Origin of the sequence: Pseudomonas sp. B21-054 (genome assembly GCF_026016345.1) — a bacterium.
In the GTDB taxonomy this organism is placed as follows: Bacteria; Pseudomonadota; Gammaproteobacteria; order Pseudomonadales; family Pseudomonadaceae; genus Aquipseudomonas.
In genome coordinates, this window is record NZ_CP087204.1 from 1,204,024 (window position 1) to 1,216,385 (window position 12,362).

Sequence of the window (12,362 nt, forward strand, 5' to 3'; positions counted from 1 at the left end):
CATGCCGGGTCGGGTTTACCGGCTGCTGTTGATCGGCAGCCTTTCAGCGTGGCCTTGGGCATCGGTGAATGCCGGTCAAGAGGCGCCCGGCGCCCTCACGCTTGACGAAACCACGGTGACTGCTCGACGCCGCGAAGAAGACCCGCAAGACGTGCCCATCCCGATCAACGTCCTCTATGGCGAGCAACTGGATGAGGCCGGCCTGCACACGCTTCAAGACATTCAACAGCGCGTGCCGGGCTTGATCGTGTCCGGTCATGATGCCCGATACGCCGGGTTTGGCCTGCGCGGATTCGGCGCGACCGCCTACAACGATGGCCTGGAAGGCAGCGTCGGCACCTACGTCGATGGGGTTTACCAGGCGCGCCAGGGCATGGTCTTCACCGAGTTGATGGACATCGAGCGCATCGAAGTGCTGCGCGGGCCCCAGGGCACCTTGTTCGGCAAGAACACCACTGCCGGCGCGCTGAACATCATCACCCGCCAACCGACGTTCCAACCCGAGGCCAACCTTGAGGCCAGCTATGGGGAGCACGGTCTACGGGAATACCGCGGCACGATTTCCGGGGCGCTGCGCGACGACGTTTTGGCCGGGCGGCTGAATGTCTTTCAGCGTTCGGTGGATGGACAAGTGGAGAACCTCCAGGACGGTGCCCGCCTCGGTGACGCCGACAGCCAAGGCCTGCGCGGGCAATTGCTGTGGACCCCGAACCCGGACTTCAGTGCGCGCCTGATCGCCGACTACGCCGAGCAAAACGAGGCCGGCAACGTCCTGCTGGTCAATCACTACAGCCAGCAGACACGCAAGCGCGCCAAGTTCGTCGGCTATCCGCTGGCGGAGCCCGACCCTTACCAACGCGAAAGCCGCATCGACGCGCCGGGGCACCCGAAAACCCTGCAGAACGGCGTATCACTGGAATTGAACTGGGACCTCGACGAGGCGATGCGCTTCACCAGCATCACCGCCTATCGCGACTGGGATTACCGCGCCACCCGCGACAGCGATAGCTCCGCGCTGTCGGTCGCGCAGTCCGAGACCGAACTGGGGCACCGGCAATTCAGCCAGGAGTGGCGCCTGTCCGGCTCGGCCGGCTCGTCCATCGATTATGTCGCCGGGCTCTACTATCTGCGCCAGCAGCTCGACCGCGAGATCGACACCGAATTCGGCAAGGACGCCGCGCCCTGGTTCGTCGGCGACCAATTGGAGCAATTGCAAAAGCTCTATGGCATCACCTTCACCGATCCGAGGCAGGTGCCGGCGCGGTTGTTGGAAGGCTCTCGGCAACATTATGGCGGCGAGCAGAAGGGCGACAGCCGGGCGATTTTCGGTCAGGTTTCCTGGCGCCCCATCGACCCCCTCGAACTGACCGGCGGCCTGCGCTACAGCCAGGAGCGCAAGGACGGCTGGGTCTCGCGCGACGCCAGCAACCTCGCCCCGCTGACAGGCTTGCCGCCGGTTTTCCAGGCGGGTGGCCAGTTGTTGCGCGACATCGCCCTCGGCCGTGCTTATTACCGCGAAGACTCGATTGAAGAAGACAACGTCTCCGGCCTGCTCAGCGCCAGCTACCGCTTCAGCGATGCCGTGATGGGTTACGTCAGTTGGTCGCGGGGCTACAAGGCCGGCGGCATCAACTTCGACGTGGTCGGCCCGTTCACCGCGCCCACCTTCGAGCCGGAGCGCGCCACGTCGCTGGAACTGGGCATGAAGACGCGCTTCTGGGATGAACGTGCGCTGCTCAACCTTGCTGTCTACCAGACCGATGTCGACAACTACCAAGCGCTCACCTACAGCCCGCCGACGTCCGTGTTCGCGCCACCGCTGCGGGACAACCTGATCAACGTCGGTAAGGTCCGCCTGCGCGGCATCGAGCTGGACTCCGCCTGGCAACTCACTTCGCAACTCACCGGGCGCCTGGGCCTGGCCTGGAGCGATGCGCGCTACCGCAGCTTCCCCAACGCCCCGTGCCCGCCGGCCTCGGGCCAATGGACCTGCGACCTCAGCGGCGACCGCCTCTACAACGCGCCGGAATGGAACCTCAGCAGCGGCCTCGACCACACCCATCCGCTGCCCTACGGGCTGGAAGCCTTCAGCGGCATCGACTACAGCTTCCGGACCGGCTACTACGGCACCCTCGAAGGCGGCGAAGGCAGCTATCAACCCAGCTACGGCCTCACCAACCTGCGCCTGGGGCTGCGCAGCCAGGACCGTGCCTGGGAAGTGGAAGGCTGGGTGCGTAACCTGTTCGACCGAAACTACATCACCGCCGTCTATTCACTGCTCGGCGCCGGTGACTACGGCGTCATGACCGGCAGCGAAAGAACCCTCGGCACCACCGTCAGGCTCCGCTATTGAGCGAAATAAACCGGGTCGGACAAAACGCCAGACGATTACCGCCGGCCTTTTTCGACAGGTACATCGCCTGGTCTGCCTTGCTGATCAGCGCATCGACCTCCTGCCCATGCTCAGGAAAAAACGCCACGCCGATACTCGCGGCAATCTCCACCGTTTGCGCACCGATCAAGATGGGCGCATTGGCCGCCGCCAGCATCCGCTTGAGCAAAGGCTCGCTGTCTTCCACCTCTTGCAAACCCACCAGCCCCGCCACGAATTCATCGCCACCGAGCCGCGCCAACGTGTCGCCCTCCCGCAGCGTCGCATTGATCCGCGCCGCGACAATCTGCAACACCCGATCACCCCAGTCATGCCCGTAACTGTCGTTGAGCGCCTTGAACCCATCCAGATCAATGAACGCGATGGCCACCTTGTGCTGGTGAATCCGCGCCTTGCCCAACGCCTGACGCATCCGCTCGGCCAACAGCAACCGATTGGGCAATTGCGTGAGCGCGTCATAACGGGCATCGCGCTCCAGTAACTGAAGGCGTTGTTTCACCTGCGTCATGTCGCTGAGCAGCGCCACATAGTGCTGCACGTTACCGTGACGGTCATGCACGGCACTGATGCTGATGCGCGACGTCATTTCGCGGCCATCCTTATGGTTGCTTTGAATCTCGCCGGACCAGTGCCCGTGGAAATCCAGCGCGTTCTTCATCGGCGCATAAAACGCCGCGAGCCGACGCACCATGCGATGGGAATTCAACTCGCGGCCCTTCACTTCGTCCTGGCCGTAGCCGGTGAGGCGGGTGAAGGCTTCATTCACGGCGATGACCCGACCGTATGGGTCGACGAGGATGATGCCTTCGCGGGCGTGGCTGAACACGGTGGCGGCCAGCTCTGGACACAGGGTGGTGAGGCGACGGTCCAGGGGGGCTTCGTCACGGGTGGCCGGCCAGGTGTTGGAATCGAAGCCTTGCTGCGCCAGGTAGCGGACCAGGGAAGACAATGCTCCGTGCAGGCGGGTCAGGGCATTGCTGACGAGCCTGGAGTTGAGGCAATAGCTCCGGATGAAGGTGCGTAGGTTCATGGGTTTATAGGGGGCTGGCGGGTAAGGGGCTGGCTAGCGAAGTGGGCATTATCGAGGGGTGGATTGGCCGGGGACTTTGCTGGAGCGGATGGGAGCTTTGCGGGAAGGGATGAAACGGAAAGATTTTTATGCCGGGTCTGTCAGACGTTGGACGGCCAGGCTCACGAGCCGACGTCGTCTTGCGCTTTTTGTCTGTTCAAGCCTTCGCAGGCCAATCGCGCTTCGGCGGGAAAAGGGGGCGTGCTCAGCATCTGACGGCTGACCTTGTGCTAGGGAAAAAAATTCCCTAGCATGCCTGGCATGGCTACCGTATACAGCGACCGTAACTGGAAAATAAAAATTTACCCGGACGATCACGCGCCGCCGCATTTTCATGTGCAAACGCCCGATGGTGAATCGCTGGTGGAGATCGACGGGCTCCAGGTGCTTGGCAGAGGGGCAAACCCTAAGTCCCTGAAAGCCGCCTTGGCGTGGGCGGCAAAGCACACCGCTGACCTGCAGCGTGTGTGGAATGAACAGAATCGGAGGAGCTGACCCATGATCAGCAAAGCCAGAATCAGCAGCGTGAAGCCTGCCCCCGGCAAACATGCCTTGCAGGTGGAGTTTGCCAACGGTAAGCGCTACGACGTTGACCTGCGGGAACACATCCGACAATTCCCGGTACTCAAGCCCTTGGAGGACCTGTCGTTGTTCGGCACCGCCCAAGTGGGCGAATGGGGCTTCGATGTGAGCTGGGGTGATGACTTGGAACTGGCGGCTGTCACCTTGTATCGGTTGGCGCTGGAGCAAGCCGGTGAGGTGATGCCGACCCAGGCATTCAAACGCTGGATGACTGCCAACAAGCTCTCGTTGACGACCGCCGCGCAGGAGCTGGGCTTTACCCGTCGCACTATCACTGCTTACAGCAGCGGGACCTCAATGATTCCTAAGCATGTGGCCCTGGCTTGTAAGGGATGGGAGTTTGAGCACAAGGGCAAGAGAGCGACAAAAGCCAAGGGCCAAAAGACGTCTCAAATAGCTTGATGAGACTAGACCCCTTTGACTGCACAGCCCCCGTCGGATAGCTAGACTGTCTTATCTTTGGCCAGATAAGGCGCCGGGGGCGTAGCGGCGCTTCCTCAACCAGTGTGATTGGCATCGGAGCGGCACTGTTGTTTAGCCGGGCACTATATATGGCATGAGTCTGTGTTCCTCTTTTATTGACTACTCGCTCCGTGGCTACCAGCTGTCTCGATAGTCGAAGGAGACCTGATAGACGTAGGTGGGCCAATCAATTGAGTGCTGAAAATATGGTTGGAGAATTTTTATCCATTCTTGTGGAATATTAAACCCTCCGTTATTTATATTGTTTTCGACTGGGATTCCTAGCGCTTCAATGACAGAGTCGTCGTCACCCAAGTCTTCGGAATACTCCTCTCCCTCATAGAATTCGGTTTGCTTGCTATACCATTCGAGTCTTAGTTTGAGGCCCATTTGATTCTTTCGTTGATTTGGTAGATACAAAAAAATCAAAAGACCATAGTCTCTATTTTTCGAGAATTGCACCTGGGGTTGTCTTTGACAGTGCATGCAAACTAGCTGACGTCTTGTTGTCAGTCAGGTGCTGCTGGTTAAAAAAACAACAGGTCTTGGGGTAGGTCTATTGAACACACGGTTTCCAGTGCTGTAATTTGAGTTTTATTCAATTCGTAATCATAAAAATAGTTTTCTGCTTTAGTTCATTTCATTATTTTTGCTAGAGCCTGAGTGTCAATATGGAGTGTTTTTTCATATGAGGCGAAATCGTCGCCGTCAATTACGCCCATTATTTTGTGTTTCACCATGTCTGAAATCTCACTCATAGATGGTTTCCTTGAGGATCAATCCACCGTCCGCTAAGTCACCGTTTTTTACCAATGGGTTCGGTATCGAAATGCAATTTGATAGTCGAATTGTTCTGGGTCGATTGGGTGGTCAAAAAAGGGCTGGATGAGTGGTATCCATCCAGCGAGTACATCAAAGCCTCCGTCTAAAATTTCTGGTTCGCTTTCCAGATTCAACGCGGTGATTATCGATAAAACATCCCCCATGTCTTTCGAATATTCTTCGCCTCCAGCCCGTTCGGTTTCTTTGTCGTACCAATCCAATCTCAACTTTACGCCCATTGAAATCATGTCCTATTCGAGGCAGACGATTTGAATAATTCGGTTATCACCATTAAATGTTGCACGAGTCCACTCTTCTATCGTCTTTATCTGCTGCGGTAACAGGTCGTAGACAAAGCAAAAGTCTTCAGGTTTTGTCCAGTCCATAAGCGCAGCCAACTGGCCCATGTAGGTAATTGGAATTTCTACTGTCTGTATCAATTTTTCCGCTGTCATGTCAAAAATTTCAACGGTGGGCTTCATTTTTCTATTTTCCTTGCCGGGGCGGCGAATTTAGTTTGTTCGCCAATTATCGGGTCGTACTCGCCAAGATGTTTACCTTGTTTTGTATATGGTTCTACAGCACTATGACGTGAATGCTACTCAGTCTGCCCTTGTTCCAATAAAGTACTCCAATCCCTCCGGGAATTCGATTTTCAGTAGTTTTGATATTTCGTTGATTTGGCTTTTTGTAAGCTCCAGCTCGCCGGGTTCGATTTCTTCGAGAGACTTTCCTTCGGTTAGTTGAGCTAATGCTTGCATTAAGTTCGCATTTTTAATGGGCTTTTGAAATTGTAAGGAGTCGTCATTTTTTTCATCTGGATAGAAGCCTGTTATTGATAAGTATCGCATCTGTCTACTCTTCTAGTTATCTGGGGGTTTTTCTGCCGGGTTTAGCAGGTTTGGTTTGTTTTCCTGTTATATGATCGAACTCTCCAAGATGATTGCCTAGCTTGTCATATTTTTCCACCGCGGCGCTTTTTGAGTCCCATTCGTAAATTCTCCCTTTTTTATCCATCCAACGAACTCTGCGTTTTCCTCCTCCCTGAACAGAAGACTTGGATTTCACGACAGTGGCATCTGGAAATGCAGGTAGTAAATCAGGCGCATCGTGATATTGATGGTCCCCGGGCAAACTCATCACAACATAAACCGGCCGAACCCCCGAGTCCGCCGGAAACACCAGAATGAAATCCTTGTACTCCGGCGGATAGATCGGATCGACGATGATGCTGTCGGCCACTGACGTCGGGGGATAGATCCAGATGTTAGGCGCCTGTGGCGCCGCTTCCAGTGCTGGGATGCCAAGGGTGTCGGACGGGTCGCTGGCCGGGGTCCAGATCAGTTCGATGCCATCACCCAGGTCGGCGATGAATTGATCGGCGCGAGGGATGAACTGGACGACGTCGACCATTTCCCAGCCGCGGTTCTGGCCGGTGTAGAAGCCATAGCCCTTGAGACTGCCGTCGGCCTGCTGCTCGATGCTCAGGCGCATGCGGCTGCGGGCTTGCTTGAGGTGACGCAGCTGGTCTTCGCTGTAAAGCGCGCTGTCGCCCAGGCTGGACGGCCAGAGCAAGGCGACGATGCCTGTCAGCAGGGCTGCCCCAACGGTGCCGCCGACAGCGCCAGCCGTGGAAGTTGCCGAGCCGCCCAGCGCGAGCCTGCCCAAGGTAACGGGTACCGTGCCAGCGCCGATCCGCTTGAGGGGAATCGTGCCCGATGGGTCGGCGCTCCTGCCGCCGAGCCACATGAGATCGCCGTACTGCTTGACCAGGTCGGCCGGGACGTAGCCGTTGGGGTTGTTGTAATCGATGATGCCGTTGGGGAGCTTGCAGCTTTTAGCAAACACGCTTCCTGCGACGCTGAGCACGGGCTTTTTATCTAGCGTGGCCCCGCGCTCTCGTTCATAGGCTGCCTGCCGGGCAAGCATGGCTTCATAAGCTTGCTGCCGGGCTTCGCGCTCGGCCAGTTCGCTGGCGGTCATGTCCCGATAAGTGACGTAATGCCCGTCACCACCGGGCGGGTTTCGGACCTGGGGAATGTCTTTTTTGCGTGTCGCCACGTGGTGAGTCTCGTCCAGTGAGTGCGGGACAGACGCTAACGCGGGAAGAGAGGGGAGCGATGTAGGAGGTTTCTTGAAGTGGTTGTTCCGTTTTCCTCAATACAGGTAGGGCTGGCTGTTGAGGGGCGGAAATAAGCTGAAGCGTCAGCGAGGGATGTCAGTCATTGGGCGGCAATCAGACTGCGGACCCGTAGCGTGTATGGAATTAACAGAATCGGAGGCGCTGACCCATGATCAGCAAAGCCAGAATCAGCAGCGTGAAGCCTGCCGCCGGCAAACATGCCTTGCAGGTGGAGTTTTCCAACGGTAAGCGCTACGACGTTGACCTGCGGGAACACATCCGACAATTCCCGGTACTCAAGCCCTTGGAGGACCTGTCGTTGTTCGGCACCGCCCAAATGGTTGAGTGGGGCTTCGATGTGAGCTGGGGTGATGGCTTGGAACTGGCGGCTGTCACCTTGCATCGATTGGCGCTGGAACAAGCGGGTGAGGTGGTGCCGACCTAGGCATTCTCAGTTGGTTTTCAAATCAATCCGTGTATTTGACGTCAGACGTGCGCTGCGCGCTCAAACACCTCATCAGCCCACTGGTTCAGGCTTTTGCCGGCGGTTTGGGCTGCAATGGTAGCGGCAGCGTGCACTTCAGGACGAATGCGTAGCATCACCTTGCCGGAAGCAGGCTTCTCAGGGCTGACGCCTTGCTCGGCACAGTCCGCCAAGTAATCCTCAACAGCACTGGCAAACTCCGCTCGTAGCTCGGTCACGGAATCGGCGTGAAAACTGATGATGTCACGCACACCCAGAATCCGACCGACGAAAATGTCGTCACGCTCATCAAACTCAATTCGGGCTGTGTAGCCCTTATAAGTCATGCTGTTCATAGCTCAACTCCTGCCCGCTGGAGAAATTCGCGAGCCTCTTCTACCTGATATTTCTTGGCTTCTTTCCCAGGGTGTGGCCGATGGCAACGCCATTGGGCCTCCCCCAGGATCAGCTTGACCCGAGAACCTTCACGCTCCAGCACTTGGCCACCCAGATGAACGACCAAGGCTTCAATGTCAGCAAACACTATTGCCGCACTCGTTGGCGTACGGTGGATCGCTTCAAGGGTTTTCCGGTGTCTGTTTTTCATGGGGCTGATGCTATCAAAAGAAGATAGCACTATCTAGCCCGCTCGGCGCGTTGCCACTCTCAGCATCTTGTCCTCTTACTCTTTAGTGCCGTGGAATGGAACTCGTCGCCCGACCAACGAATGGTTCTCGCAGACTACCCGGCAGATTCCGCTACGCCAGCACCACCCGGCCAAACCGGGCGTTGTGATCCTGCGGCGTAATCGCCAGCAACTGATCGAGGCGAATCCCCAGGCGACCGTCCCTGGTTTCGACATCGAGAAACTCCTCCCGCGTGGGGGCGGTACGCGTTGTGATCGCACGGGCGGTCAGGCGTTGGCCGTCAGTCAGTTCGATGTCCAGCGTGTAGCCATACAGGCAGGCGATCTCCAGGTAATCATGCAGGTCGCAGTTCAACGGTTGATAGGTCTTCATCTCAAGTGACCCTCAATGGAGCGACCGGACAGGTCAGGGAGTCACCTGTCCGTCGCAAGATTAGAACTCTGAATCAGAGCAGTTGCTTCAACATCGTCTGCAGTTGCTTGTTACGCGCCTCATCCAATGGAAAAACCGGCAGACGCGGATCGCCGACTTCCAGGCCAAGAGTACGCAAGCCGGCCTTGATGGTGGCGGGCAAGCCGCCCTTGAGGATGAAGTCCAGCAGTGGCAATTGACGATAGAACAACGCCCGCGCCTGGCTCAGGTCGTTGGCCAGGACGGCCGCATACAGGTCGAGGTTGAGCTGCGGGATCAGGTTCGGCGCGGCGGTGCACCAGCCCTTGGCGCCGGCCGCGAAGGCTTCCAGCGCCAGTGGGTTGCAGCCGTTGTAGAACGGCACCTGGCCTTCGCCCAGCAATTGCAGCTTGTGCATGCGCTGAATGTCGCCGGTGCTTTCCTTGACCATGGTGACGTTATCAACTGCGTTGAAAATCCGCAGGATCAGCTCCACCGACATGTCGATGCCGCTGGTGGCGGGGTTGTTGTAGAGCATGATGGGCAAGTCGATGCTGGCGCCGATGGCCTGGTAGTGCGCGAGGATTTCCGCTTCGCTCAGTTTCCAGTAAGAGGCCGGCAACACCATCACCACATCGGCGCCCTTCGCCTGGGCAAAACGTGCGCGGCGTACCGCCTTGGCGGTGGTCAGGTCAGACACGCTGACCACGGTCGGCACCCGGCCGGCGACGCGGGCGATGCTGAACTCGCTGACCTGGTCCCACTCGGCGTCGCTCAGGTAGGCGCCTTCGCCGGTGCTGCCCAGGGGCGCGATGGCATGCACGCCGCTGTCGATCAGACGGTCGATGGACCGGCCCAGTGCGTCCAGGTCCAAGCCCTGGCCGTCGGTGGAAAAGGGCGTGATGGTGTAGCCGATGATGCCGTGGATGTTGGGGGTAGACATGGCTTCGCTCCTGGTGGGTTCAGTTCAAGCAATCGGCGTGTTGACGCAGGGTCTGCCGGGCGTAGTAGTTGAAGGCGGCCGCGTGGCGCTTCGGGCGGGCGATCCAGTCGTGGGCTTCGCGGCCCAGGTGAGGCAGGATCGGTTTCACCTCGCCGGCGGCCATGGCCAGCAATTGCAACTTCGCGGCGCGTTCGATCAGTTGGGCGATGTTGCAGGCTTCTTCCACGGTGGCACCGGTGGACAACTGGCCGTGGTGGGAAAGCAGGATGGCGCGCTTGTCACCCAGGGCACCGGCGATCAACTCGCCTTCCTCGTTGCCCACTGGCACACCCGGCCAGCCCTCCAGGAAGGCGCAGTCTTCGTACAGCGGGCAGAGGTCCATGTGGGAAATCTGCAGCGGCACTTCCAGCATCGACAGCGCGGCAATGTGGGTCGGGTGGGTGTGAATGATGCAATTCACATCCGGCCGGGCGCGGTAGACCCAGGTATGAAAGCGGTTGGCCGGGTTGGGCATGCCATGGCCCTCCAGCACCTCGAGGTCTTCATTGACCAGCAACAGGTTGCCGGCGGTGATTTCATCGAAGCCCAGGCCCAATTGCTGGGTGTAATAGGTGCCCGGTTGCGGCCCGCGCGCGGTAATCTGCCCCGCCAGCCCTGAGTCGTGACCGTTCTCGAACAGGATGCGGCAGGTCAGGGCCAGCTTTTGTCGTACAGTCCACGTATTATCCGGCAGTGTTTTCTGCATCTGGTTAACAGCATGCTGGACCAACTGGTCCTTGGGCGTCGCCAGTGTCTTGCTCATACCCGTTCTCCTGATTCGTTCTTTGACCGTTCTTGACCGTTCTTGATCCGCGTCATGGAAGCTGTGAAAGGAAGGTGCTAATGACACTAAATAGACTATATGACACAAAGTGTCATTTGCAATTGCAGATTGTCCGTTTCTCTGGAAATGTTGGTTACCTATGTCCATTCGCTTGAAATTGCTCAGGAAAAAACTCGGCATGACACTGGACGTCCTGGCCGAAAAAACCGGGATGACCAAGAGCTACCTGTCCAAGGTGGAACGGGGTTTGAGCACGCCCTCCATCGCCACGGCGCTCAAGCTCGCCAAGGCCCTGAGCGTGAAAGTCGAGGAGCTGTTCTCCGAAGAAAGCGTCTCCCTCGACAGCTACAGCCTGGTGCGCAGCGAAGACCGCCAATCCCTCGCGGCGAGCAGCGGCAGCTCCGAATACGCGGTATTGGCCCATCAAGTGTCCGAGCGCAGCCTGCTGCCCTTCATCCTCTATCCGGCGAGTGAATTCACAGCGCATCACGCGTTCAAGGAACACACGGGAGAGGAGTTTCTGTTCGTGCACGAGGGCCAGGTGGAAGTGGACTTCATGAACGAGCGCGTGCTGCTGAACCGTGGCGATGCCCTGCATTTCAATGCGCAGAAGCCCCATCGGCTGCGTTCGGTGGGGGATGTCCAGGCGCAGTTGCTGGTGGTGGTGCACAGCGATGAGTCGGGGGAGAAGGGCGAGGGCGCCTAGTGGCTCCAATCGCAATGCCATTCAGATAAGCAAAACAATGAACTGTGGCGAGGGAGCTTGCTCCCGCTGGGCTGCGCAGCAGCCCCTCCTATAAGCGCCTCGCCACAGACCTTCCGACAGCCTCAATTGAACGGCATCGGACATCTGCTCAGACCAGTCGAGCGGCGTCCTGTCAGTAAAGACCGACAGACACCAGCGACGAAGGCCCGCCAAGCCACAGCGCCTTGCGCCTTTGCCTACAACTACGCCAGAATCCGCCGGCTTGTGCGCCTGGGGTTGCGTCGGTAGTTTTGGGCCTGTCACTGATTGTCAGTGATCGGGTTTAGCAGCTCGCCGAGTTAAGTCGCACAACGCGTCCATCAGACAGGAATCCCCATTCCTGCACTTGATGGTGGCTGTGCGCAGGGCGTCCTCGGACGCGCCGATTTCTTAACTCGTCGGTCTGCTAACCTGCGTACAGCTGCCTCCCAATTCGTTTAGCAGCGAACGGGTCGTGGCCTCAACCAGAGAGTTAAGACCATGGTCAAAGTTACACCGAATCCTCCAGTTACCGACGAACCCACATCCCGTGCTCAGTCTGCCCGCAACAAAAAACTCGACGACGCGGCCCCCCGTGCGTTGGATTACTACCTGAAACCCAAGGCTAAGGGTGAAACGTCTGACAAGTCCGATTCCATTTTTCGGATTGATCCAGAGGTTGATTCTGAGTGTTTGCTTGCGAATCTCAGTGAGAACCTGGCTTCGGCGAATGCCATGATCAGTGACTTGGCGTTTGATCTGGATGGTTCGCGACGGCGGGTTGCGTTGGGGATCTTGCAGGTGATTGAGGTGAGTGAGCTGTTGGCGAATCGGGCTTTGGATATTGTTGAGGTGAGGTAGCCGAGGCGTTTGCCCTCAGGACAAGAAAGGTCTTGCGCAGCTAGGCCTTTCTTGTTCGGAAA

Annotated in this window: 18 protein-coding genes and 1 pseudogene; 6 read left to right on the plus strand and 13 right to left on the minus strand. The window is 57.9% G+C overall.

All coding sequences use genetic code 11. The annotated features are described in order from the left end of the window. Position 1 precedes the first annotated feature (1 nt). Entirely contained in the window at positions 2 to 2,353 is a 2,352-nt protein-coding gene (locus LOY70_RS05155) for a TonB-dependent receptor (protein WP_265033912.1), read from the plus strand. On the opposite strand, the gene LOY70_RS05160 is transcribed toward LOY70_RS05155, so the two are convergent. After that, positions 2,337 to 3,422, minus strand: coding sequence for a sensor domain-containing diguanylate cyclase (locus LOY70_RS05160; protein ID WP_265033913.1), 1,086 nt, complete (start codon positions 3,420 to 3,422; stop codon positions 2,337 to 2,339). The genes LOY70_RS05155 and LOY70_RS05160 overlap by 17 nt on opposite strands. A 300-nt stretch (positions 3,423 to 3,722) precedes the next feature. Here LOY70_RS05160 and LOY70_RS05165 point away from each other — a divergent pair, with 300 nt between their 5' ends. Together LOY70_RS05165 and LOY70_RS05170 are read left to right on the plus strand one after the other, a co-directional pair. Further along, positions 3,723 to 3,956 (plus strand): DUF4160 domain-containing protein, encoded by a 234-nt coding sequence (locus LOY70_RS05165; RefSeq protein WP_175456215.1) that lies wholly within the window; start codon positions 3,723 to 3,725, stop codon positions 3,954 to 3,956. 3 nt (positions 3,957 to 3,959) lie between these two features. Next, entirely contained in the window at positions 3,960 to 4,445 is a 486-nt protein-coding gene (locus tag LOY70_RS05170) for a DUF2442 domain-containing protein (RefSeq protein ID WP_212803012.1), read from the plus strand. Between the two features lie 195 nt (positions 4,446 to 4,640). On the opposite strand, the gene LOY70_RS05175 is transcribed toward LOY70_RS05170, so the two are convergent. From LOY70_RS05175 to LOY70_RS05205, 7 genes and pseudogenes are all read right to left on the minus strand, one after another. After that, positions 4,641 to 4,991 carry a colicin E3-like toxin immunity protein gene (locus LOY70_RS05175; RefSeq protein ID WP_413776626.1) on the minus strand — a complete coding sequence of 117 codons (351 nt, stop codon included), beginning with the start codon at positions 4,989 to 4,991 and terminating at the stop codon, positions 4,641 to 4,643. 149 nt (positions 4,992 to 5,140) lie between these two features. Beyond that, the gene (locus LOY70_RS05180) at positions 5,141 to 5,263 is read right to left on the minus strand and encodes a hypothetical protein (RefSeq protein ID WP_265033919.1); all 123 of its coding nucleotides are present in this window, start codon (positions 5,261 to 5,263) and stop codon (positions 5,141 to 5,143) included. Between the two features lie 48 nt (positions 5,264 to 5,311). Continuing rightward, the gene (locus tag LOY70_RS05185) at positions 5,312 to 5,566 is read right to left on the minus strand and encodes a cloacin immunity family protein (RefSeq protein ID WP_265033921.1); all 255 of its coding nucleotides are present in this window, start codon (positions 5,564 to 5,566) and stop codon (positions 5,312 to 5,314) included. 12 nt (positions 5,567 to 5,578) lie between these two features. Continuing rightward, positions 5,579 to 5,809: a hypothetical protein gene (locus tag LOY70_RS05190; RefSeq protein WP_265033923.1), complete on the minus strand. Its 231-nt coding sequence runs from the start codon at positions 5,807 to 5,809 to the stop codon at positions 5,579 to 5,581. Then, a pseudogene (locus tag LOY70_RS05195) lies at positions 5,806 to 5,910 on the minus strand (colicin E3/pyocin S6 family cytotoxin); the annotation flags it as partial. The gene LOY70_RS05190 and the pseudogene LOY70_RS05195, both read right to left, overlap by 4 nt. 19 nt (positions 5,911 to 5,929) lie before the next feature. After that, a complete protein-coding gene (locus LOY70_RS05200; protein ID WP_265033925.1) occupies positions 5,930 to 6,178 on the minus strand; it encodes a pyocin S6 family toxin immunity protein in 249 nt (82 codons plus the stop codon). Between the two features lie 16 nt (positions 6,179 to 6,194). After that, a complete protein-coding gene (locus LOY70_RS05205; protein ID WP_265033927.1) occupies positions 6,195 to 7,388 on the minus strand; it encodes an S-type pyocin domain-containing protein in 1,194 nt (397 codons plus the stop codon). Between the two features lie 230 nt (positions 7,389 to 7,618). On the opposite strand from LOY70_RS05205, the gene LOY70_RS05210 reads away from it, so the two are divergent. Beyond that, positions 7,619 to 7,894: a DUF2442 domain-containing protein gene (locus LOY70_RS05210; RefSeq protein ID WP_265033928.1), complete on the plus strand. Its 276-nt coding sequence runs from the start codon at positions 7,619 to 7,621 to the stop codon at positions 7,892 to 7,894. A 41-nt stretch (positions 7,895 to 7,935) separates the two neighbouring features. On the opposite strand, the gene LOY70_RS05215 is transcribed toward LOY70_RS05210, so the two are convergent. From LOY70_RS05215 to LOY70_RS05235, 5 genes are all read right to left on the minus strand, one after another. Then, complete coding sequence (locus LOY70_RS05215) at positions 7,936 to 8,268, minus strand: type II toxin-antitoxin system HicB family antitoxin (protein ID WP_072346904.1); 333 nt, start codon at positions 8,266 to 8,268, stop codon at positions 7,936 to 7,938. After that, the gene (locus LOY70_RS05220; RefSeq protein WP_072346902.1) at positions 8,265 to 8,519 is read right to left on the minus strand and encodes a type II toxin-antitoxin system HicA family toxin; all 255 of its coding nucleotides are present in this window, start codon (positions 8,517 to 8,519) and stop codon (positions 8,265 to 8,267) included. Before LOY70_RS05220 ends, LOY70_RS05215 begins: the two co-directional genes overlap by 4 nt. Positions 8,520 to 8,670: 151 nt before the next feature. Beyond that, on the minus strand, positions 8,671 to 8,931 hold the full coding sequence (locus LOY70_RS05225) for a Rho-binding antiterminator (RefSeq protein ID WP_265033931.1): 261 nt from the start codon (positions 8,929 to 8,931) through the stop codon (positions 8,671 to 8,673). A 73-nt stretch (positions 8,932 to 9,004) separates the two neighbouring features. Then, a complete protein-coding gene (locus LOY70_RS05230; RefSeq protein ID WP_072346898.1) occupies positions 9,005 to 9,892 on the minus strand; it encodes a dihydrodipicolinate synthase family protein in 888 nt (295 codons plus the stop codon). Positions 9,893 to 9,911: 19 nt separating this feature from the next. Then, a complete protein-coding gene (locus LOY70_RS05235; RefSeq protein ID WP_025211984.1) occupies positions 9,912 to 10,694 on the minus strand; it encodes an aldolase in 783 nt (260 codons plus the stop codon). 160 nt (positions 10,695 to 10,854) lie between these two features. On the opposite strand from LOY70_RS05235, the gene LOY70_RS05240 reads away from it, so the two are divergent. Together LOY70_RS05240 and LOY70_RS05245 are read left to right on the plus strand one after the other, a co-directional pair. Further along, complete coding sequence (locus LOY70_RS05240) at positions 10,855 to 11,421, plus strand: helix-turn-helix domain-containing protein (RefSeq protein WP_265033934.1); 567 nt, start codon at positions 10,855 to 10,857, stop codon at positions 11,419 to 11,421. A 519-nt stretch (positions 11,422 to 11,940) separates the two neighbouring features. Continuing rightward, positions 11,941 to 12,300: a DUF6124 family protein gene (locus LOY70_RS05245; protein ID WP_265033936.1), complete on the plus strand. Its 360-nt coding sequence runs from the start codon at positions 11,941 to 11,943 to the stop codon at positions 12,298 to 12,300. Positions 12,301 to 12,362: the final 62 nt, after the last annotated feature.

Excerpts from the sequence above, each read along its gene's own strand:
- LOY70_RS05155 (WP_265033912.1), top strand. The coding sequence starts at position 2 with ATGCCGGGTCGGGTTTACCGGCTGCTGTTGATCGGCAGCCTTTCAGCG.
- LOY70_RS05160 (WP_265033913.1), bottom strand. The coding sequence starts at position 3,422 with ATGAACCTACGCACCTTCATCCGGAGCTATTGCCTCAACTCCAGGCTC.
- LOY70_RS05165 (WP_175456215.1), top strand. The coding sequence starts at position 3,723 with ATGGCTACCGTATACAGCGACCGTAACTGGAAAATAAAAATTTACCCG.
- LOY70_RS05170 (WP_212803012.1), top strand. The coding sequence starts at position 3,960 with ATGATCAGCAAAGCCAGAATCAGCAGCGTGAAGCCTGCCCCCGGCAAA.
- LOY70_RS05175 (WP_413776626.1), bottom strand. The coding sequence starts at position 4,991 with ATGCACTGTCAAAGACAACCCCAGGTGCAATTCTCGAAAAATAGAGAC.
- LOY70_RS05180 (WP_265033919.1), bottom strand. The coding sequence starts at position 5,263 with ATGAGTGAGATTTCAGACATGGTGAAACACAAAATAATGGGCGTAATT.
- LOY70_RS05185 (WP_265033921.1), bottom strand. The coding sequence starts at position 5,566 with ATGGGCGTAAAGTTGAGATTGGATTGGTACGACAAAGAAACCGAACGG.
- LOY70_RS05190 (WP_265033923.1), bottom strand. The coding sequence starts at position 5,809 with ATGAAGCCCACCGTTGAAATTTTTGACATGACAGCGGAAAAATTGATA.
- LOY70_RS05200 (WP_265033925.1), bottom strand. The coding sequence starts at position 6,178 with ATGCGATACTTATCAATAACAGGCTTCTATCCAGATGAAAAAAATGAC.
- LOY70_RS05210 (WP_265033928.1), top strand. The coding sequence starts at position 7,619 with ATGATCAGCAAAGCCAGAATCAGCAGCGTGAAGCCTGCCGCCGGCAAA.
- LOY70_RS05215 (WP_072346904.1), bottom strand. The coding sequence starts at position 8,268 with ATGAACAGCATGACTTATAAGGGCTACACAGCCCGAATTGAGTTTGAT.
- LOY70_RS05220 (WP_072346902.1), bottom strand. The coding sequence starts at position 8,519 with ATGAAAAACAGACACCGGAAAACCCTTGAAGCGATCCACCGTACGCCA.
- LOY70_RS05225 (WP_265033931.1), bottom strand. The coding sequence starts at position 8,931 with ATGAAGACCTATCAACCGTTGAACTGCGACCTGCATGATTACCTGGAG.
- LOY70_RS05230 (WP_072346898.1), bottom strand. The coding sequence starts at position 9,892 with ATGTCTACCCCCAACATCCACGGCATCATCGGCTACACCATCACGCCC.
- LOY70_RS05235 (WP_025211984.1), bottom strand. The coding sequence starts at position 10,694 with ATGAGCAAGACACTGGCGACGCCCAAGGACCAGTTGGTCCAGCATGCT.
- LOY70_RS05240 (WP_265033934.1), top strand. The coding sequence starts at position 10,855 with ATGTCCATTCGCTTGAAATTGCTCAGGAAAAAACTCGGCATGACACTG.
- LOY70_RS05245 (WP_265033936.1), top strand. The coding sequence starts at position 11,941 with ATGGTCAAAGTTACACCGAATCCTCCAGTTACCGACGAACCCACATCC.